Genomic DNA, 21,027 nt, shown 5'->3' with positions numbered 1-21,027 from the left:
CTACTAGCCCTTTTGAATAATCCTTTTTAGATCTTTTACATATTTTCAAAGATAGATTTCATCAATCTGGTTTTGTCATTTAAGCTTTCCTCCATGGAAATCATGGTTTCCGTTCTGCTCACGCCATCGATATCATCGATTAAGAAAATGATGTTTTTAGCATGCTCAGTATTTCTGGCTCTTATTTTACAAAATAGATTGAATTTACCCGTGGTAACATGAGCCACTGTAATGTTAGGTATTTCTTCAATACGATTAAGGACAAATTGAGTTTGAGATGTTTTCTCCAAAAATATTCCAACATAAGCAATAAAGGTGTAGCCAAGTTTCTTGTAATTAAGAGTAAGAGAAGAGCCAATTATGATTCCGCTCTCTTCCATCTTCTTTACCCTTACGTGAACTGTACCAGCAGAAATATCCAACTTCTTTGCGATATCGGTAAAAGGAGTTCTCGTATTGTCGATAAGCATATTGAGAATTTGGTGGTCTGTTTCGTCGAGTTTAAGTTTTACTTTCATAGGTTATGAACTTCTGATTTTAAATAAAATTCAAAAATAATCAATATTTATAATTAAAAAAGAACAAATCTACAAATTCTTTATTAATTATATAACGAAAACGTTATCGTTGACTTTAAATGATGACAAAACATCGCCTACTGTTAATTTTTTAAGATCTTCTGTTTTTACAGGCTGATGTTCTAGATCAATTTCCTTGTGACCATAGTAAGTGGGAAGGTGTTCTGTTTTTTCTATAACGGGAACAAAATCTATACGTTCCCCTTTTAAAACTTCTTTATATTGTAAAGCTATATCCGTGGGTTTCTCATTGAGAATAGCATTACGTAAAATAACATCGTAAAAAAGCTTTTTATTTTCTGGTATATCAAAATATGCTTCTGCAGGACGAATAGAGGCATCTTGTGCAATATCCATTATCATTTGAAGCAGTGCTATAAAAATGTATTTTCTGGTTTCCTCACGTTTATAATCTTTAGCAAAATGCCCTGCTTCAAAAAGCACAGTAGGTGTTCCCTTTGCCTGAAGATAATCTCCTATGCAATTGATGTTAAAACCATCGTCATATCGACCCACCTGATTTGGTATGAACATCTGTAATACTGAGTTTGCCGAGGATATCAAGCTCATGGATATCCTCCTTACTTCATTTATGTCTCTTGATTCATTATATGAAGGAGACAAAAATGAAACCGTTGCAGGTTTTTTTGCATCACCAGCGCTAAAAATGGTGCGTTGATCATGCATGTTGAAGCAAATATCAGGTTGAAACTTCTTATAAATAGCCTGTAGAACTTTACTCTCTGCCTGAGTTTGTTGCAGAGCATCTCTGTTTAAATCAACACCATTAGCATTAACTCTTGTGTAGTAATGGGCACCATCTGGATTTAAAACAGGAACTATAATGAAGCTACAACGCTCCAATAGAAATTGCGAGTATTTTAGGCCTTGACTCAAGTAATTTATGAAATCAACGACAGATTTAGTAGTTGTACTTTCATTGCCATGCATCTGCGACCAAATCAAAATTTTACGAGATCCCGATCCAATCTTAAAAGAAGAAATGATTCGGCCCTCTTCGGAATGTCCTTCATTGATGATTTTAAAATTATGAGACAATGACTTAAAAACGTCTAATACGTGTTGCTCTTGTAAATATCGGCCCTGAAGCTTTGAGATTCTAAATTCAGAATATCTGCTCAAAAGCTCAGAATAATCTTCGTGGTTTAATTTCATGTATACAAATGTATAAAAAGATAAATATACATTTGTAAACAAAATAAATTCTCTCATATTTTACTTTTGTATACAATTGACTTGTCTAAGGCTTGACCGCTAAACAAAAGCTATGGAATTTTTCCTAAAATCTGATTTTTTATATTTAAAATATTGTTTTTTAGCATATTATATTTATGCAACTCAAGTAATACTTTATTAAAATTGCCTATGATTTACACCTTATATAGGATATTTCACTTTAATTAGTTACATTTGTAAATATTTATTTAATCTGATTAATCTAATAGTTTACAATGATAAACAGCACTGAATTCTCCGCTCGACTGAAAAAAATATTCGATCACTACGACTTGTCTGCTTCTTCATTTGCAGATAAAATCGATGTAGGAAGAGCTTCTGTATCTCATATACTTTCAGGAAGGAATAAACCAAGTTTGGATTTTGTAATGAAGGTTGTTTCTGCTTTTGAGGATGTTGAGCTATATTGGTTATTAAATGGTAAAGGAAACTTTCCTCCCTCACCTACTCAATTCAGTGAAAGTAGTAATGCATTAGAAAAGCCCTTAAATGAATCTATGGAGGCTAAAAAAGCTCCTCAAGATAGCTTATTTGCTGAAGGTCTACAGAAAGATCAGAATTCAGCTTCTAAGCACATCAGCAAGGTTATTGTGTTTTATACAGATGGAAGTTTTGAAGCTTACCAAAATACTGATAAAACCTAAGCAAGACACTTAAATTGATTTATTTTTGTAAAAAAAAATAATGCGTTATCTCTTAATTCTACTTTGTCTTGCTTTTGTTTCTTGCTATAATCCTGAGCGTAATTGTAAAAAATTTAAAACTGGACGCTTCGAATTTGAAACCTACTTAGATGGTGACTTGGTTAAGACTATTTTTATAAGAAATGATTCGGTAGAAGTTGAAATTTATAATAATAAAAAAGACTCTGCCTCCATTCGTTGGATCAATGACTGCGAGTACGTCTTAAAATCCTTAAACCCAAAGAATAGAGCTGAAAGACAGCCTATTCATATGAAAATTCTTTCCACTTCAGGTAATTCCTACACTTTTGAGTATAATATTGTAGGTAAAACAGAAAAGCAGAAAGGCAGAGTTGTAAAAATAGATTAATCGAACAATGAAGACTGCTGGTTTGTAGATTTATCCTCTTGCTCTTCCTCTTCCACATCATCATTATTATTCTCTTCGTAGGGCAGTGAGTCTAACACATCGATTTGCTTTACATTTTCAGGGGTTAATTGATTTCCCTGAGCTTTTATGCCTTTCACTGCAATGAATTCTTCTAAATGAATAGTTTCGTTTTCTTTTCGCTCCTTCCCTCTTGCCTTTTTAAATTCAATTTCCACTCTTGGTAGATAATCTGTTGAAACTACTTCGAGTTGAGAGTTTGGATGGTCTGTAATAATAAGTTCCTCCTTATCTGGTTGTTCGATTAAAAACCGCTTGACATAATACCTTTCTTTTTCACCTTCCCAATAAATAACAGAAAGTGGTTTATTTGGGTTCCATTTTTCTAATACAATAACATCATTTTCAAATCGTGTGGTCAATTCTGGAACAATTGTTTTGACCAAACCATTCTGTCTTACGATCAAAAGTCGGTCCTCACCCTTAAACGCTCCAAGTAGCTCACCGCGTTCATCAACATTTAGTCTTCTTACCGTTTCATCAAACCATATTTTACGGGGTTTTAAGGTAGACACCCCTTCTTCTTTTAGTTCAACGCTCTTTATTGGCATTTTAGAAACAAGATTTCCCTTCACTCCTCTGCCTTTTATGGCTAAATCTGAAAAATCGATATCAAATTTTAAGCGTTTTAAACCTTTTTTTTGTCTTAAAAATACGGTAACAAGCTCTGCCTCTCCATTAGGATTGCAAGAGAAATAAAGCACCTTCGTACCAGGTTTGTCTTTACCAACACTATATGCTCTATCTCTTGTAATAGAAGTCACTGCAAAGCGTTTCATATAATTATAACCTGACTTACCATCTCTGTATATCAAATTATAAATAGTTCTTTTATCTTTTTTCTTGAAGATGCCGACGTAAATGATGTTTTTCCCGATAAAGGTCTTGTGATCTACCTTAGTCACCATCATAGTCCCATCCTCAGTAAAACAAATTATATTATCGATATCACTGCAATCAGTTACGTATTCTTCTTTTTTCATTGAAGTACCTACAAAACCTTCGCTTCTGTTCACATAAAGTTTTGTGTTTCGAATGACCACTTTTGTAGCTTCAATATCTTCAAACAATTGTATTTTGGTCTTCCTCTCCTTTCCAGCTCCATATTTGCTTTTAAGGCCCTTAAAATAATTGATTGAATACTCAATTAAATGTTCAAGGTCGTACTTCACCTTTTCTATATCCTCTTCAAGAGCTTGTATTTTTTGTTCTGCTTTGTCTAAATCAAACTTTGATATTCTTTTGATTTTGATCTCCGTAAGACGGGTAATATCCTCTCTTGTTATTTCCCGTTTGAGATGCTTTATATGGGGCTTCAATCCTTTATCTATGGCCTGAATAACACCATCCCAGGTCTCTTCTTCCTCGATGTCACGGTAGATCCGTTTTTCAATGAAAATCTTTTCCAGGGACGCAAAATGCCATTGTTCCTGTAATTCACCAAGTTTTATTTCTAATTCCGTTTTAAGGAGTCTAACGGTATTATCTGTACTTCTTCTAAGTAATTCTGAAACGCCCAAGAAATGAGGTTTATCATTAATAATCACACAGCTAAGTGGTGAAATAGAAACCTCACAATTTGTGAAAGCAAATAGAGCATCTATGGTTTTGTCCGGAGAAATATTATTTGGTAAATGAATTAAAATTTCAACTTCTGAAGAGGTGTTATCCTCGATCTTTTTAATTTTAATTTTACCTTTTTCATTCGCTTTCAAAATTGAGTCAATAAGCGATGATGTATTGGTGGTGTAGGGAATTTCATTGATGACAAGCAGATTCTTGTCCTTGATCTCAATATTAGCTCTTACTCTTAGCTTGCCTCCTCTTAAGCCATCATTATAATTTGAAACATCTACAATTCCTCCGGTAGCAAAATCAGGAAATATACTAAATCGCTTTCCTTGTAAGTGCTTGATAGAAGCCTCAATAAGTTCAATAAAATTATGTGGTAGAATTTTCGTGCTCAATCCCACAGCAATACCTTCTGCGCCCTGAGCCAGTACCATTGGAAACTTCACAGGAAGATTCACTGGTTCTTGCTTTCTGCCATCGTAGGATATTTGCCATGCTGTAGTTTTTGGATTGAATACTACATCTAAAGCAAATTTTGATAAACGAGCCTCTATATATCTTGAAGCTGCAGCACTGTCTCCAGTAAGAATATTTCCCCAATTCCCTTGAGTGTCTATTAAAATATCCTTCTGACCTAGCTGAACTATGGCATCTCCAATACTCGCGTCGCCATGGGGGTGATATTGCATGGTATGTCCAACGATATTAGCCACTTTGGTGTAACGGCCATCGTCCAAATCTTTCATCGAGTGAAGGATGCGCCGATGAACAGGTTTGAAACCGTCTTCTATAGCGGGAACTGCCCTTTCTAGAATCACATAAGATGCATAATCCAGGAACCAGTCTTGAAACATACCAGTAACTTTAATGGATTCATCTTTAGACATTGGATTAAATTCTTCTTGAGAATCTGAAGGTAAATCTAAATCGTCACTCATGCGCTGGAATTGTTTTTTTCAATAATTTTATTCAGAGATAGTTTTAAAAATCGAGTTTGTTTTGGACTCAGCATACTGATGTTAACATTGATACTGGAGCCTGAATGTTTACTTGAGTAATATATTTTTAAACGTCTATAGAACAGTAAGTTATAAATTTTATATGTTTCTATTTTTTCTTTTTTTATTTCAAATAGCTTAGTCCTATAATTGATGAATTCAGATAAAATTGCACCTCTATTTAAGAACGAAACCAAAGTACCCTCACTATCATATTCAAAATATTTACCTGCAAAGTAAATGTAAATAAGCCACAATCCTATTAAAACGATTGCAGTATAGAAGTATTTATCTGAGGGGAATAGCTGAGAGCCAAGTTGATGATTTAAAAACACTACAAGGAGAAGAAATATCACCGAAAAGTAATATACACCTGGTATAAATTTAACAAGTCTGTGATTACTTAACCTCATGAATTTCTTCTTCGATTTCTTTAACAAGGTCAACTTCGACTTTTAAATTATCTATGATAAAGTTCTGTCGGTCGGGAGTATTTTTGCCCATATAAAATTCTAAAATTTCAGGAATGCTCTTGTACTTATCAAGCATTACGGGATCCAGACGTATATCATCACCTATGAAATTTTTAAATTCATCTGGCGATATTTCACCTAGTCCTTTAAACCTTGTAATCTCTGGCTTACCTCTCAACTTTTTTATAGCCTCCCTTTTCTCTGTCTCAGAGTAACAATAAAAAGTTTCTTTTTTATCACGAACTCTAAAAAGTGGAGTTTGTAAAATATATAGATGACCTTCTTTGATCAGCTCTGGAAAGAATTGAAGGAAAAAGGTAATGATTAAAAGTCGAATATGCATTCCGTCAACATCTGCATCGGTAGCGATGACGATGTTATTATATCTTAGGTCTTCTAGAGAGTCCTCAATATTTAAAGCAGCCTGAAGCAGGTTGAATTCTTCGTTCTCATAGACAATTTTCTTGCTCAATCCATAAGAATTTAAAGGCTTTCCTTTAAGGCTAAATACGGCTTGTGTATTGACATCTCTTGATTTGGTAATACTTCCACTAGCAGAATCACCCTCTGTAATAAACAAGGTGGTTTCTAAGTAGCCCTCCTTTTTAGTATCCTCTAGATGAATGCGACAATCTCTTAACTTCTTATTGTGAAGGCTCGCCTTTTTGGCCCTGTCTTTTGCCAGCTTACGTATTCCAGACAAGTCTTTTCGTTCCTTTTCTGCTCTAAGGATTTTTTTATGAAGCTGCTCTGCCGTCTCATTGTTTTTATGAAGGTAATTGTCTAGTTTCTGCTTGAGAAAGTCCAAAATGTAAGTTCTTACGGTTGGCAGATCCCCACCCATATCGGTAGAGCCGAGTTTGGTTTTGGTCTGACTTTCAAACACCGGTTCCATCACTTTGATACTTATAGCAGAGACAATCGATTTCCTGATGTCGCTAGGCTCGAAGTTCTTTTTATAGAATTCTCTCACTGTTTTTACAATGGCCTCCCTAAAAGCTGATTGATGCGTTCCTCCCTGAGTTGTGTTTTGTCCATTTACAAACGAATGGTATTCTTCAGAATATTGGGCTTTGCTAAAGGTTATGGCAACCTCGATATCATTTCCTCTGAGGTGAATTATAGGAAATAACCGATCTTCTTCTCGAATTCTGTCACTTAATAGATCTTTTAACCCGTCTTCAGAATAAAATTTTTCACCGTTAAAAATTATGGTGAGTCCTGGGTTTAAGTAGACATAATTCTTGAGCATTTTTTCGATATACTCATTTCTGAAACCATATTTTTTAAAAATAACTTCATCTGGTATGAAAGTAACTTTGGTTCCTCTTCGCCTTGAGGTTTCATCGAGTTCTTCTTTATTGACTAAGTTACCCTGCTCAAATTCAGCAGAGACCGATTTTCCATCTCGAGTAGATTCTACTCTAAAATAGCTAGATAGTGCGTTTACTGCCTTGGTTCCTACTCCGTTTAAGCCAACAGACTTTTTGAAGGCATTTGTATCGTATTTACCTCCAGTATTCATTTTAGAAACTACATCAACGACCTTACCCAATGGAATCCCACGTCCATAATCTCTTACAATGACTTTGGAGTTCTGAATTGAAACTTCGATGGTTTTACCAGAACCCATTACAAATTCATCAATTGAATTATCCAAAACTTCTTTTAGGAGGATATAGACTCCATCATCTGCGCCAGAACCGTCTCCAAGTTTACCGATATACATTCCCGGTCGCATACGAATATGCTGCTTCCAGTCAAGTGATTTAATGTTGTCTTCTGTGTACTTTGTTTCTTTTGCCATAATTTTTCTGAACACCGAAATATACTACGATTTCTTTAAAATCAAAATCCAGATTTATATTTAAATGCATTTGAAATTGAAAAAGTCGGGACTCTAAAATAAATTTCAAGCATTAAAAAACCTCTAGGTTCTGAATACTAGAGGTTTATGAATTATAGGACTATTTCAGGCTTATTCCTTGTGCATGAAAGATTGTTTTCCTAAAAGCTCTTCTTCAGTTTCTTCATGCTCTTCATCCGGCACACAACAATCTACTGGACAAACCGCTGCACATTGGGGTTCTTCATGAAATCCCATACACTCGGTACACTTATCTGCAACAATATAATAAAGCTCATCACTTATAGGTTCTTGAGCTTCTTCCGCATTGGCTTCTTTACCATCTGGAAGTACTATATCACCTTCAAGATCTGTTCCGTCTGCATATCTCCAATCGTCTGCTCCTTCATAGATGGCAGTATTAGGACATTCGGGCTCACAGGCACCGCAATTGATACATTCGTCTGTTATTTTAATAGCCATTTGAGTAATATTTATGTAAGTTTGTTCAAAAATAGCAACGTTATATCAGGTAACCAAACATATGACTTTAGATACCAGAATAGATGCCTTTTCAAAACTTGGATATTCAATACAAAATTACATAGTTTCTCCAGATTCGGACTCTAATTTTTCACAAAAATTGACTAATGTCGTAAGAAAGGCCGAGCTTCAAAATGCCTGGTTCACTCCTGGTTATGTCAACAACGCACTGAAGGCATGGTCCGAAACACTAACAAAGCGGAATCTTACTAGCTGGTTAAACTCTTATCCCAGCGCTTTAGAAGCTCCAAAAAAAGTAGCGGTAGTTATGGCAGGTAACATTCCTTTAGTAGGATTTCATGATTTTTTATCTGTACTTATCTCGGGTCATTTTTTTATTGGTAAGTTGTCGTCTAATGACTGTCTACTTATTCCTTTTCTAGCCGAAGAATTGATAAATATTGAACCAGAATTTGCTTCTAAAATTAACTTTACTAAAGATAGACTTCCAGATTTTGATATGGTAATTGCTACCGGTAGTAATAATACTGCGAGGTATTTTGAATATTACTTTAAGGATAAGCCTCACATCATAAGAAAAAACAGAAATTCAGTAGCTGTACTTCATGGAAATGAATCTAAATCGCAGCTTGAGGCTTTAGGTGAAGATATTTTTCAATATTTCGGACTTGGATGCAGAAATGTTTCCAAGTTATTTGTTCCAGAAGATTATAATTTCGATTCCTTTTTCGAAGCTATGTATAAATATAAAGAAGTGATTAATCATCATAAATATGCTAACAATTATGACTATAATAAAGCTGTTTACTTGATGAGTTCAGTCAAATTGTTAGATAATGCCTTTTTGCTGCTCAAAAAAGACTCTGGCTTCTCCTCTCCTATTGGCACCCTGTTTTTTGAGACCTATAGTAGTGATGAGCATTTGAAGCATAGATTACATGAAGAACAAGAAAATATTCAATGCGTAGTTGGACAACATAAATTAAGTGGAGTTGAGTTTGGAAAAACGCAACATCCGTCGTTGACCGATTATGCGGATGGCGTTGATACACTCAAATTTTTAATTCAATAAAATTAATGGAAAGACCTCATAATTTTAGTGCTGGACCCTGCATACTCCCTTTAGAAGTTTTTGAAAAAGCTTCGCAGTCTGTAGTTGATTTAGATGGCTCTGGATTGTCTATTCTAGAAATTTCCCACAGGAGTAAGGCTTTTATAGAGGTAATGGAAAAAGCTAGAGAACTAGCCCTTGAGCATCTAGGATTGAAAAATAAGGGATATAAAGCTTTGTTTTTACAAGGCGGGGCTAGCATGCAGTTTTTGATGACAGCCTATAATTTATTAGAACATAAAGCTGGATATCTAGACACGGGAACCTGGTCTGCTAATGCCATAAAGGAAGCAAAGCAGTTTGGAGAGGTGATTGTTGTCGAAAGCTCCAGATCTCAAAATTATAATTACATTCCCAGGTCGTTTGAGATTCCAAATGATTTGGATTATCTGCATTACACAAGTAATAACACCATATTTGGAACCCAAATGACCACCTTCCCTAATCCGAAGGATACCCCTTTGGTATGTGATATGAGTAGTGATATTTTTTCTAGAGAAATAGATTACTCTCAATTTGGTTTAATTTATGCCGGAGCTCAAAAAAATATGGGGCCAGCAGGAGCTACTTTGGTGGTTATTAAAGAGGAAATCTTAGGTAAAGTAACCCGAGCAATACCTTCGATGCTGAATTATAAACTGTTTATTGAAAGAAAAAGCATGTTTAATACTCCTCCGGTTTTCTCTGTATACGTGTCTATGTTGACCTTGGAATGGCTTTCGAGAAACGGAGGAGTCGCTTCCATGGAAAAGCGAAATAGAAAGAAGGCCAGTTTGATCTATAATGAAATTGACAGGAACCCGTTATTTGAGGGCTTTACTGCAAAAGAAGATCGTTCGATGATGAACGCCACTTTTAGGCTTAAAGACCCTGAATTAAAGAAGAGATTCGACAACTTATGGGTGTCTGCCAATATAAACGGCTTAAACGGTCATCGCAGTGTAGGTGGATATAGAGCATCCATGTACAATGCATTAGGTGAAGAAAGCGTTAAGGTACTTATAGAGGTAATGAGGCATTTCGAACAAACTATTTAAACATTAATAAATGAAGATTTTAGCAACAGACGGATTTTCTGAAGTTGGTATTCAACTATTAGAAAATGCAGGACATGAAGTGATCATAAAAAACATAGCCAAAAATCAGATTTCAACATATATCAACGCGAATGAAATTGAAGGCTTGCTAGTAAAAGCTACTACGCCCCTGGATAGGAGTCTAATCTCTGAGTTGAAGACCTTGAAATTTATCGGTAACTGCGATAAAAATGCCGAACACATTTCTGAAAATGCTGCCAAAGAGCAAAATATAAAGGTTTTGAACGCCAATGATGCCTGGACCAACAGTATCGCAGAACTTGTTATAGCTCATCTTTTGAGCTGCATGAGGCATCTTAAAGATGCTAACAGAGAAATGCCTCTGGAAGGAGATCATAAGTTTAAGCAACTGCAAAAATCTTTCTCAGGAGGACTCGAACTAAAAGGTAAGACCCTAGGAATTATTGGATTTGGAAAGATTGGTCAAGATGTCGCTAAAAAAGCTATGGCTTTAGGTATGCAGATCAAATTTTATGATCCAGAAGTGGATTCCTTGAAGTTAACCTTAAATTTTCCAGATGAACAACAGGTCGTATTTAATTTGAAAGGATCTTCTTTAGAGGATGTTCTATCTACCTGTGATGCAATAAGTCTTCATATATCTCAGTCTGATTCTTATGTCATAGGCCAGGAAGAATTACAGATGATGAAGCCTACAGCAGGAATCATCAATACATCATATCATAAAGCTTTAGATGAAGTAGCTTTGGTAAAACAACTTGAAAACAACGAGTTGGCTTTTGGAGCTTTAGATGTCTTTGAAGACCAGCCCCAGCCTCCTATTCAATTAATGATGTATCCTAAACTATCTCTCACACCCAATTTGAGTGGAGCTACTCAAGAAACGCAGGATCGTATTGCTGAAGAATTAAGTTCACAAATTTTATCCCTTTATTAAATGAAAAACATGAAAACTCTTATCCTTGGAATTGGTCTCATTTTAAGTCAGCTAATTTTAGCTCAAACACAGACTGGTAAAGCATCATTTTATGCCGATAAGTTTGAGGGTAGACCCACGGCTAGTGGTGAAATCTACAGGCATAATTTAGCTACCGCCGCACATCGAAAATTACCTTTCGGGACTAAAGTAAAAGTTACCAATTTAAGTAATAATAGAACTGCCCTGGTAACCATAAACGATCGTGGACCTTTTATAAGGGGCCGAATTATAGATTTGTCAAGGTCTGTTGCTCAGTCCTTAGGAGTGATAGAAAGTGGCGTGACCAATGTCCAGATACAAGTGTTGGATAACAACGTAACCATAAAATCTGATGAAGCTGAATATGTGTCACCTTCTGTGACTGAAAAGGAAAAGCCTCAAGTAGCAGAAAAAAATTCAAGGGTTCAAAAAAGTACTTCAGAAAATTTTGAAAAGACTAACTCTAGTTCTTTAGAAGAAAGAGAGTTTTATGAACTTACTGTAGATGAGATTCAGCCTGATTATTTTGGAGTTCAGATTGCGAGTTTTCAGGAAAGTGATAATTTGTTAAGACTTGCCAATCGCCTAAAGATAAGTTATAAGAGTGAGGTTTTAATTCAAATTAAAACTATAAATGAAACCAAGGTTTACACTGTAATTCTAGGTCAGTTTAATAGCAGGAGAGCTGCAGAAAATTTCAAGTCAAGAAATCTGGATAAATACCCGGATTCTTTTATTGTGGATATGACAGTAAAACAGTAACTTTAAGTATGAAATATATATTGCCTTTACTTTTTTTGATAACCATCGCGAGTTGTTCAGTACAAAAACAAGGTTCGGAAAGTACAATGAGTTCTGAGACTGAAAATGATACAGTTCGTATTGCAAATGACAGTCTGGAATACGAGATCATTATTTTAGAGCCTGGATTCAATGCTTGGATAGCCACGCAGCGACCTAGAGGATACTATGGTCAAACCTTCCTGGAGCAGAGAAATAGAATATTTGTGACTAATTATAATATTAGAGCTAATAATCCTTCACAATTTGGACCAGACTTATATCCACAACAGATTAATTATGAATTCGATGTGGATTACGGTTATGAAGTCAACTACTTACTTTATAATTATTTCCTTTATTTTCAGCAGAAATATAGGCAACGATTGAGATAAGCTTTTGTAATTTTGCAAAATGAAGAAATTAAAAGAACGCTGGGACATTCAATCCAACTTTCAATTGGTTATCATTTTTATTGTATTTGCCATCACTGGCTCTCTATCTGCTTATCTGGCAAAACCTGTTTTAGTTTTCCTTGAGCTTTCTAGAGAAGCTTTTCCTGAACATTTCTTTGGAGGTTTTTTTTATTATACGCTAAGAATTTTATTGATTTTTCCTATTTATCAAATACTACTAGTCTTAATTGGTACTGTGTTTGGACAACATAAATTCTTTTGGGCGTTTGAAAAAAAGATGCTTAAAAGGTTAGGTTTAGGATTTCTTTTTCAAGAACATTAAAAATAGTTTGAAATTTTATAAAAAATGCTACATTCGTAAAAATTTTGATGTTGAATATTAAACAGATCATAAGCTTAGTTCTATTCATGATCATTACGACTACAGTCGTAAATGCTCATGCATTAAGCCATTTGTTTGATGACGATTTGAATTCCATCGAAGTTTGTGATACCTGCGATGAGTTCACGATTTCAAATCATGATGTATTCGTTGTAGGGGAGTCTACTTTTATAGAACAATCTCAGTTAACCTCTGTTTTTAGAGAACATACTACCTTTAATTTAATATCAGCTCCAGTCTTAAATTTAAATTCTGGTCAATATTTCAATAAACCTCCGCCTTTTAAATTAGTCTAAAGTCAAAATTTACTTTAACCTAGTTTAAAAATTTATTTATGTCTAAGGGGTTTACTCTTTTCTATTTTTTATTTATTTCATTTTTTTCGTTTGCTCAAACCTGTGATTTGTCTATCTCAGGACAAGTTATAGATCTTCATGATAATACCTCTTTACAAGGTGCTGTTATTTCTATTGAAGGGACTAATACGGTGGCTTACACCGATGACAATGGTAGATATGAACTCACTGAATTATGTCGCGGAGAACTTACCATAAAAGTGACACATCCTTTTTGTGAATCCGAATCCAAGACCATTATACTGAAAGAGGATACAGAATTAGATTTTAAATTAGAGCACCATTTAGAAGAATTGAATGAGGTTCTACTAAAAGGGAAATTATATCAAGAAGAACTTAATTCAAGTATTACCCAACAATTGAAAGTTGAAGATCTTGAAACCTTTAGCAATGCTTCAATTGGTGACGCCTTAAAAACACTTGGTGGGGTTTCTTCTCTAAATACAGGTAATTCTATTGTAAAGCCTATCATTAACGGCTTACATAGCTCCAGAGTATTGATAATCAATGATAATGTAAGATTACACGATCAACAATGGGGAGAAGATCATGCTCCCAATGTGGACATTAACTCTGCTGCCAATATCACAGTTATCAAAGGCGCGTCAGCTTTGAAATATGGTGGCGATGCTATAGGAGGAACCATTGTTATAGAACCTCAAAAAGCACCCTTAAAAGATACCCTGATGGGTAAAACCATTCTCACAGGAGCGACCAATGGACGCGGTGGAACGATAGCCACTAGTTTAATCAAGGCCAATTTGAATGGTTTCAATTACAGAATACAGGGAAGTCTAAAACGCCTTGGCGATTTTGAAGCACCCGATTATATTTTGTCCAACACTGGTCAACGCGAGAATAATATCAGTCTAGGTATTGGACTTAATAAAATCGATTACGGTATTGATTTCAGTTACAAACTTACCGATACTGAAGTAGGGATTCTAAGAGCATCTCACATTGGAAATATAACCGACTTAGTATTATCGATCAACAGACAAGAACCCTTTAGGATTGATGACTTTACTTATTCTTTAACAAGCCCAAAACAAGAGGTGACACATCAAATCTTTAAGTTAAACGCTTTCAAAAAACTGGAAAACATTGGAGAGGCAACACTTCAGTATTCTTTTCAAAATAATGATAGGAAAGAATTCGATGTTCGACGAGGTGAACTTAGAAATCAAGCCGCTATGGATATGAATTTAAAGACTCATACTCTACTTGCTCAACTAGAATGGACAGCATTAGATAATTTTGACTCTGAATTTGGAGTAGAACTCAACGCACAAACCAATTTTCCAAATCCAGAAACCGGTGTTCGGAGATTAATTCCAGATTACGATATGTATTCGTTGGGTGCTTTTGCGACAACAGAGTACACCTTGGATAGAAAATGGATACTTGATGCTGGTATACGTTATGATTTTAGCAGTATCGATGCTGAAAAATTCTATTTTGAATCTCGTTGGGAACAATTAAATTATGATGAGCTATTTCCTCAATTTGAAACAGGTCGCATAGAAAATGGTCAAATTTTCACAACTCCAAGTTTTGATTTTCATAACGTATCAGCAACTCTTGGCGCGACGCATACTTTTAATAATAGTTGGCAATTAACTACGAATTTTAGCACAGCAAGCAGAGCTCCAAATCCTTCTGAGTTATTCAGTGATGGTTTGCATCATAGTCTGGCTAGAATAGAATTGGGAGAGCTGCAAATCGATTCTGAGCAATCTTTTAAAATTGGTGCTGAACTAAGTGGGTCTATCAATAATTTTGGATTTAACATTCAACCCTATTACAATTATGTGAATGACTTTATCATCTTGGAACCTAGTGGGACAGATACAACCATAAGAGGAGCATTTCCCGTCTGGCAATATAGACAGAGCGATTCCAGGTTGTTTGGTATAGATGCATCCTTAAGTTATGCCTATGAAAATTTTGATTTGGTTTCCAATTTAGCTTATGTGAACGGACAGGATCTGGAACAAGATTTACCAATCATCAATATGCCACCTTTTAATATTTCTAATACACTCACTTATAAAAAAAATGAGTGGAATAACTTTTTCTTGTCTTTAAACAGTCAACTTATCACTGAACAGAACCGATTTCCAGATAATAATTTTGAGGTAAGAATTATCAACAGAACTACGGGAGACTTTGAAGATGAATTACTAGATATTAGCACGCCCCCACCAGCCTACCATTTACTCAACCTCAAAAGCGGAATGATTTTCCAGTGGGGAGAAAAAAAACTCAGTGTAAACATATTAGTGAACAATATTTTTAATACCTCATACCGAAGCTATCTCAACGCTTTACGATTTTATGCCGATGAAGTTGGCACCAATGCTATGTTACAATTAAAACTCAATTATTAACTCAATTTAAAATTCAACACAATGAAAACAATCAAATTATTAAGCTTAAGTCTTGTAGCGACGCTACTTTTTAGTGCCTGTTCAGACGATGATGACGTCGTTGAAGTGATTAACGAAGAAGAAGAGATTACTACCATGAATGTTTACCTAACTCCAGAAGGAGGGCAAGAATTCGAAGCCTTTAGTCTTACTAACTTAGATGGAGGTGTTACAGATCCTGTGGTGACCACAAGCACACTAGATGCTAATACAAGTTATACAGGCAGAATGGAGTTTTTGAATGAAAACGAAGAACCTGTAGAAGATATTACAGAAGAAGTCATCGAAGAGGATGAAGAACACCAGGTGTTTTTTATAATAGGATCTGGCCTAGATGTCTCAACTGAATATTTAGACTCCGACGCCAATGGTAATCCATTAGGTGTAGAATTCAGTCTTGAAACTGGAGAGACTAGTATAGGAAACCTCACTTTTGCATTGATTCACGAAGGTGATAAAGAAGCGGGAAGCGATGGTATACTAGATGAAAGTGTTGGTGGAGAAACCGATATTCAATATACTTTTGATGTAACGGTAGAATAAACTCAAATGATTGTAGCCTAGCAAAAAAGCAACTTCAGCATTAAAAAAAGGCTGTCCTTAATGTTTGCTTGATATTTAAAGTTCTGCGCAAGAAATAATCCTTCAAATAGTCTTCAACATAAGTGGGACAGCTTTTTTTATACAAAACTATCGAATTTAATACTAAGTGACTTCAATTAAGAATGATTACTTTAGTAAAAACTTTGATTATGACAGAACGAGATGAAAAGCTACTCAAAATCAGACCAGAAGTAGCAAAGGCTAAGGTAGGTGAGTTAACACTGAGTTTTGAATCTTTTCAAAATTCAACTTTAAGGCGCATTGCTAAATTTCAAAATGACCTTATTCTATCCATGTTTGAAAATTATATCGTTCGATATAAAAACGCTTACCACAAACTTGGTACTGAAGATAAACTGAGATATATTGAGAATACGGTCAAAAAAGATTCAAAATTTAAAAACCTTATAAGAGGTGTCTTTATGGGTCATTTCACTTTAGATGAATATCAATTTTACAGTGAAAATTCTTCAGAACTAAATAAACGTATCATCAATTTAACCAAAGAACGCTTGCAAAGCCAATTACAATATTTTGAAAAACACAGTGCGTAAAAACCTAAAACATCTTCATTACCCCAAAGCTTTTAAGATAAAGCGAAAGCCCATTCAGAATCAGATTCCCGGGAAAATCACATACGTTGGTGAAGAAACTACAGAAGAAACAGTCATCAATGTTATAAGTTATAATGAGGAAAAAGTTATTTATCATAACAACTGTTCTGTAAGTAAAGTGGTGGAGCTGGTAAATCACGAATCAGAATTTAAACATTGGATTAATTTTGTTGGTGTTCACAATGTTGAAAAACTTGCTGAATTAGGTACCTCTCTGGATATACATCCACTTATTCTTGAAGATATTGCAAATACGAAACAGCGTCCTAAGCTAGATGAGTTTGACGACTATGTATTTATAGCACTTAAAATGATTTTTCATAATAACGACGGATTATTGATCAAAAATCATTTTGGCATTGTATTTAATAACTCTTATATCATTTCTTTTCAACAATCACAGGACTCCATTTTCAATTCGATAAGGGAGCGCATCCACAACAAGGTGGGTAGAATTCGTATGAGAGGTACAGATTATCTCTTTTACGCGTTGATAGATGCTGTGGTTGATCATTATTATAATGTCACTGAAACCATTGAAGAAAAAACCGAGAATCTTGAAGACCGCATCCTCACAGATGCCCATAATGCTTCAACGACAGAAATTCAATTGCTTAAGCGGGAGATTTTAAGTCTTAGAAAGGCTGTATTTCCTGCAAAAGAACTCATTAGAAAGTTGCAAATCTCTAAGCATGAATTGTATGATAAATCTACTAAAGCTTATATCGCCGACTTATATGATCATATTCTACAAGTCACTGAAAATGTGGATATTTATAGAGAAATTGTCTGGGGCTTGATGGACATGTATATGAGTAGTCTCAGCAATAAGATGAATGAAGTCATGAAGGTACTTACCATCATGTCCACGATCTTTATACCCCTTACTTTTATAGCTGGAATTTACGGGATGAACTTCGAGTATATGCCTGAACTCGGTTTTGAATCTGCTTATTTCTATGTCTTGGGACTAATGCTTATTCTTACCCTAGGGTTAATCTACTATTTCAGAAAAAAGAAATGGTTTTAAGATTTGAGATTAACTGAGTTTAAAATTAAACCTGAAGCTTGAGCAATATGTTCCAGTTTAATTTTATTTCGACCATCGATTATTTGTTCAAGATCTTTTAAGTTTATCTTATGTCGGCCTAAATCTATTAAAGCGCCCATCATTAGTCGAATTTGCTGCCGTTTGAACCCCTCACCTGTGACTTTGAGCACATAACTAACTTCAGGGAAAAAGTTAGCGGTATACATATCGTTTTCGGTAAGTTCACAGGTGTTAATGGTCCCGATAGTTTTAGTTTCTGGATTCGACCTAAAGGCAAAGGAATAAAAGTCGTGCTCTCCTTCAAAGAGCTTTGCCCCTTCCTTCATGAGTTCAATGTCCAAATCTTCTTGAAGATTGACCATAAAAGGAGCACAAAAAGGATGCATTTTTTCTTTGATACAGAAAAAATAGAGGTATTCTTTCAACTTCGGATGCTGGATAATGTTGAAGTCAGCAGTGGTTTCTTCAATACCTAGACATCGGATATCTTGTGGTAGATTTTTATTGAAGAGTTCAAAAAACTCATCTAGCTCTAATTCATCTTCATAGATAAATAACTCAGCATAGGTTTGATTCACAGAAACCATCGCGTCTGTTCTACCAGCAGCGATAACTTTAAAGCGTTTACCTTCCAGTACATAATTCAGAGTTTTATTCAGCATATGTTCAACGGTAATGACATCGGGTTGCTTCTGCCAGCCATGGTATCGAAAGCCCAAATACTGAAGTTTAATCAGATAATAAAACCGCCTGTACTGCATATTCTTTTTGGGTTATTTCGACTTATCTCTGTTTTCTAGAACCTTTACGATATCTTTAAGTTGAAATCCCTTTTGCTGAAGAAGTATCAGGTAATGAAATAACAAATCTGCACTTTCATTGAGGAACAAATCATCATTATTGTCCTTGGCTTCGATTACAACTTCCACAGCCTCCTCTCCTACTTTTTGAGCAATTTTATTAACTCCTTTTTCAAATAAGCTGGCTACGTAGCTTTTTTCTGAATTTGCTTCAGTTTTACGTTGATGTATGGTGTGTTCTAAGCTTGAAATAAACCCAAAGCTTGGTTCGTTTTTCTCGCTCCAGCAGGTATCTGTTCCTTTATGGCAGGTGGGACCGTTAGGATGAGCATAAACGAGTAAAGTATCATGATCACAATCTACTTTTATATCTACTAGATCTAAAGTATTTCCGCTTTCTTCTCCTTTAGTCCACAATCTGTTCTTACTTCGACTAAAAAATGTTACCAGTCGAGTGTCTAAAGTTTTTTGATATGCTTCTTCATTCATATAACCAAGCATCAACACTTGTTTTGTATTTGCATCCTGAATGATGGCGGGAACCAGGCCATCTTTATTTTTATTGAAATCTATAGTCATAGCTTTATTTTTAAATTCTGATTGAAATACCTTTTGATTTTAATTCTGATTTGAGATCTGGAATTTCAATTTCCTTAAAATGAAATACACTGGCTGCTAAAGCAGCATCAGCCTTACCTATTTTAAAAGTATCTTCAAAATGCTGAATATTCCCAGCACCCCCTGAGGCAATGATAGGAATATGTAGCGCATCAGATAACTTAGACAGTGTATCATTAGCGAAGCCTGCTTTTGTACCATCGTGATCCATGGAGGTAAATAAAATTTCACCAGCACCAAGCTCCTGGACCTCTTTAGCCCATTTAAACAAATCGATTTCGGTAGGTTGTTTTCCACCAACCAAATGTACTTTCCACTGTCCATTTATTTGCTTGGCATCAATAGCCACAACCACACATTGTGAACCAAATCGTTTAGCTACTTCAGAGATAAGCTCTGGACGCTTTACTGCAGCAGAATTGATGGAGACTTTGTCTGCTCCAGATTTCAAAAGCAAAGCAACATCTTCCACCGATGAAATTCCGCCTCCAACGGTGAACGGAATATTGATATGTTTTGCAATGTTTTCTACTAATTTAGCAAGAGTTTTTCTACGCTCTTCGGTTGCAGAAATATCAAGAAAAACCAATTCATCGGCATAGTTTTCAGCGTAGATTTTAGCCAATTCAACGGGATCTCCCGCATCTCTTAGCTCCAGAAAATTAATCCCTTTTACGGTTCTTCCGTTCTTGATATCCAAACATGGAATAATTCGTTTTGTTAGCAATTTTGTTTGTTTTTAATGATCAAAAATAAAGTGCTCGAGTTCTTTTAGACTTATTCTATTTTCATAAATCGCTTTACCAATTATAACGCCTTCACAGCCTATCTGGTAAACATCTTCTAAATCTTGAAGGTTAGATATACCACCTGAAGCGATCAGGTTTAGCTTTTTATTGTTGTCTAGAATAGATTCATACAATTTCACAGACGGTCCCTGTAGCATACCGTCTTTTGATATATCTGTTGAAATCACATATTCAATCCCCTCGCTTACATATTCTTCAATAAAATCCTCAATATTGAGGTCTGAAGATTTTTCCCAGCCAGAAGTCGCTATTTTTCCATCTTTAGCATCTGCACCAAGAATAATTTTTTTGGAACCAAATTTAGACAACCAACCTAAAAACAAATCACGATCATTAACCGCAATACTTCCTCCTGTGATTTGCTGAGCGCCACATTCAAAAGCTATCTGTAGATCTTTATCAGATTTTAAACCACCTCCAAAGTCGATTTTAAGATTTGTTTTACTGGCGATAGATTCCAAAATCTTATGATTGACAATGTGTTTTGATTTCGCACCATCTAAATCTACTAAATGTAAATATTCAATGCCGCTTCCTTCAAAAGCTTTAGCAACTTCTAACGGGTTTTCGTTATATACTTTCTTGGTTTTATAATCTCCTTTGGATAGCCGAACACATTGTCCGTCAATTATGTCTATAGCTGGTATTATTCTCATATGATCTGTTTACTGTCTTTAATTGTA

22 protein-coding genes are annotated in these 21,027 nt (G+C 35.2%); 13 read left to right on the top strand and 9 right to left on the bottom strand.

The features are described from left to right. Positions 1-35: 35 nt before the first annotated feature. Both F598_RS0108875 and F598_RS0108870 read right to left on the bottom strand, forming a co-directional pair. Complete coding sequence (locus F598_RS0108875; protein ID WP_019038694.1) at positions 36-518, bottom strand: Lrp/AsnC family transcriptional regulator; 483 nt, start codon at positions 516-518, stop codon at positions 36-38. Positions 519-605: 87 nt separating this feature from the next. After that, positions 606-1,754 carry a M14 family zinc carboxypeptidase gene (locus F598_RS0108870; RefSeq protein ID WP_019038693.1) on the bottom strand — a complete coding sequence of 383 codons (1,149 nt, stop codon included), beginning with the start codon at positions 1,752-1,754 and terminating at the stop codon, positions 606-608. A gap of 296 nt (positions 1,755-2,050) precedes the next feature. Between F598_RS0108870 and F598_RS0108865 the strand changes: the two genes are divergently transcribed. Together F598_RS0108865 and F598_RS0108860 are read left to right on the top strand one after the other, a co-directional pair. After that, positions 2,051-2,479 carry a helix-turn-helix domain-containing protein gene (locus tag F598_RS0108865; RefSeq protein ID WP_019038692.1) on the top strand — a complete coding sequence of 143 codons (429 nt, stop codon included), beginning with the start codon at positions 2,051-2,053 and terminating at the stop codon, positions 2,477-2,479. Between the two features lie 40 nt (positions 2,480-2,519). Next, the gene (locus F598_RS0108860; protein WP_019038691.1) at positions 2,520-2,888 is read left to right on the top strand and encodes a hypothetical protein; all 369 of its coding nucleotides are present in this window, start codon (positions 2,520-2,522) and stop codon (positions 2,886-2,888) included. Here the strand turns inward: F598_RS0108860 and F598_RS0108855 are convergent. From F598_RS0108855 to F598_RS0108840, 3 genes are all read right to left on the bottom strand, one after another. Continuing rightward, positions 2,885-5,476 (bottom strand): DNA gyrase/topoisomerase IV subunit A, encoded by a 2,592-nt coding sequence (locus F598_RS0108855; RefSeq protein ID WP_019038690.1) that lies wholly within the window; start codon positions 5,474-5,476, stop codon positions 2,885-2,887. The two genes, F598_RS0108860 and F598_RS0108855, sit on opposite strands and share 4 nt — an antisense overlap. A 459-nt stretch (positions 5,477-5,935) precedes the next feature. Next, positions 5,936-7,816, bottom strand: a complete 1,881-nt coding sequence (locus F598_RS0108845) for a DNA topoisomerase IV subunit B (protein ID WP_019038688.1) — start codon at positions 7,814-7,816, stop codon at positions 5,936-5,938. Positions 7,817-7,987: 171 nt separating this feature from the next. Next, positions 7,988-8,338 carry a 4Fe-4S dicluster domain-containing protein gene (locus F598_RS0108840; protein WP_019038687.1) on the bottom strand — a complete coding sequence of 117 codons (351 nt, stop codon included), beginning with the start codon at positions 8,336-8,338 and terminating at the stop codon, positions 7,988-7,990. A 61-nt stretch (positions 8,339-8,399) separates the two neighbouring features. On the opposite strand from F598_RS0108840, the gene F598_RS0108835 reads away from it, so the two are divergent. The 11 genes from F598_RS0108835 to corA all read left to right on the top strand — a co-directional run bounded on the left by F598_RS0108835 (position 8,400) and on the right by corA (position 18,096). Then, a complete protein-coding gene (locus F598_RS0108835; protein WP_019038686.1) occupies positions 8,400-9,431 on the top strand; it encodes an acyl-CoA reductase in 1,032 nt (343 codons plus the stop codon). Positions 9,432-9,436: 5 nt separating this feature from the next. Continuing rightward, complete coding sequence (gene serC, locus F598_RS0108830) at positions 9,437-10,507, top strand: 3-phosphoserine/phosphohydroxythreonine transaminase (RefSeq protein ID WP_019038685.1); 1,071 nt, start codon at positions 9,437-9,439, stop codon at positions 10,505-10,507. A gap of 10 nt (positions 10,508-10,517) precedes the next feature. Further along, positions 10,518-11,465, top strand: coding sequence for an NAD(P)-dependent oxidoreductase (locus tag F598_RS0108825; RefSeq protein WP_019038684.1), 948 nt, complete (start codon positions 10,518-10,520; stop codon positions 11,463-11,465). 9 nt (positions 11,466-11,474) lie between these two features. After that, a complete protein-coding gene (locus tag F598_RS0108820; protein ID WP_211209323.1) occupies positions 11,475-12,248 on the top strand; it encodes a septal ring lytic transglycosylase RlpA family protein in 774 nt (257 codons plus the stop codon). An 8-nt stretch (positions 12,249-12,256) separates the two neighbouring features. Further along, positions 12,257-12,661: a DUF6146 family protein gene (locus tag F598_RS0108815; RefSeq protein ID WP_019038682.1), complete on the top strand. Its 405-nt coding sequence runs from the start codon at positions 12,257-12,259 to the stop codon at positions 12,659-12,661. Between the two features lie 19 nt (positions 12,662-12,680). Beyond that, entirely contained in the window at positions 12,681-13,004 is a 324-nt protein-coding gene (locus F598_RS0108810; protein ID WP_019038681.1) for a DUF6787 family protein, read from the top strand. A gap of 47 nt (positions 13,005-13,051) precedes the next feature. Further along, entirely contained in the window at positions 13,052-13,360 is a 309-nt protein-coding gene (locus F598_RS0108805) for a hypothetical protein (RefSeq protein WP_019038680.1), read from the top strand. Positions 13,361-13,398: 38 nt separating this feature from the next. After that, positions 13,399-15,810: a TonB-dependent receptor gene (locus F598_RS0108800; RefSeq protein ID WP_019038679.1), complete on the top strand. Its 2,412-nt coding sequence runs from the start codon at positions 13,399-13,401 to the stop codon at positions 15,808-15,810. Positions 15,811-15,831: 21 nt separating this feature from the next. Beyond that, positions 15,832-16,392 carry a hypothetical protein gene (locus F598_RS0108795; RefSeq protein ID WP_019038678.1) on the top strand — a complete coding sequence of 187 codons (561 nt, stop codon included), beginning with the start codon at positions 15,832-15,834 and terminating at the stop codon, positions 16,390-16,392. 209 nt (positions 16,393-16,601) lie between these two features. Continuing rightward, positions 16,602-17,006, top strand: coding sequence for a hypothetical protein (locus F598_RS0108790; protein ID WP_026302614.1), 405 nt, complete (start codon positions 16,602-16,604; stop codon positions 17,004-17,006). Then, positions 16,987-18,096 carry a magnesium/cobalt transporter CorA gene (gene corA / locus F598_RS0108785; RefSeq protein WP_019038676.1) on the top strand — a complete coding sequence of 370 codons (1,110 nt, stop codon included), beginning with the start codon at positions 16,987-16,989 and terminating at the stop codon, positions 18,094-18,096. The genes F598_RS0108790 and corA overlap by 20 nt, the downstream gene beginning before the upstream one ends. Here corA and F598_RS0108780 read toward each other — a convergent pair. From F598_RS0108780 to hisA, 4 genes are read right to left on the bottom strand one after another with little or no spacing between them, the layout of a single operon-like run. Then, positions 18,093-18,878: a tRNA pseudouridine synthase A gene (locus F598_RS0108780; protein WP_026302613.1), complete on the bottom strand. Its 786-nt coding sequence runs from the start codon at positions 18,876-18,878 to the stop codon at positions 18,093-18,095. The two genes, corA and F598_RS0108780, sit on opposite strands and share 4 nt — an antisense overlap. A 12-nt stretch (positions 18,879-18,890) precedes the next feature. After that, positions 18,891-19,496: a bifunctional phosphoribosyl-AMP cyclohydrolase/phosphoribosyl-ATP diphosphatase HisIE gene (gene hisIE / locus F598_RS0108775; protein WP_019038674.1), complete on the bottom strand. Its 606-nt coding sequence runs from the start codon at positions 19,494-19,496 to the stop codon at positions 18,891-18,893. A gap of 10 nt (positions 19,497-19,506) precedes the next feature. Beyond that, on the bottom strand, positions 19,507-20,262 hold the full coding sequence (gene hisF / locus F598_RS0108770; RefSeq protein ID WP_019038673.1) for an imidazole glycerol phosphate synthase subunit HisF: 756 nt from the start codon (positions 20,260-20,262) through the stop codon (positions 19,507-19,509). Between the two features lie 12 nt (positions 20,263-20,274). Then, on the bottom strand, positions 20,275-21,000 hold the full coding sequence (hisA, locus tag F598_RS0108765; RefSeq protein ID WP_019038672.1) for a 1-(5-phosphoribosyl)-5-[(5-phosphoribosylamino)methylideneamino]imidazole-4-carboxamide isomerase: 726 nt from the start codon (positions 20,998-21,000) through the stop codon (positions 20,275-20,277). Between the last annotated feature and the right edge of the window lie 27 nt (positions 21,001-21,027).

Source organism: Psychroflexus tropicus DSM 15496 (assembly GCF_000378765.1).
In the GTDB taxonomy this organism is placed as follows: domain Bacteria; phylum Bacteroidota; class Bacteroidia; order Flavobacteriales; family Flavobacteriaceae; genus Psychroflexus; species Psychroflexus tropicus.
The sequence above is the reverse complement of the archived record's forward strand: the minus strand, read 5'-3'. Positions and strand labels throughout refer to the sequence as shown.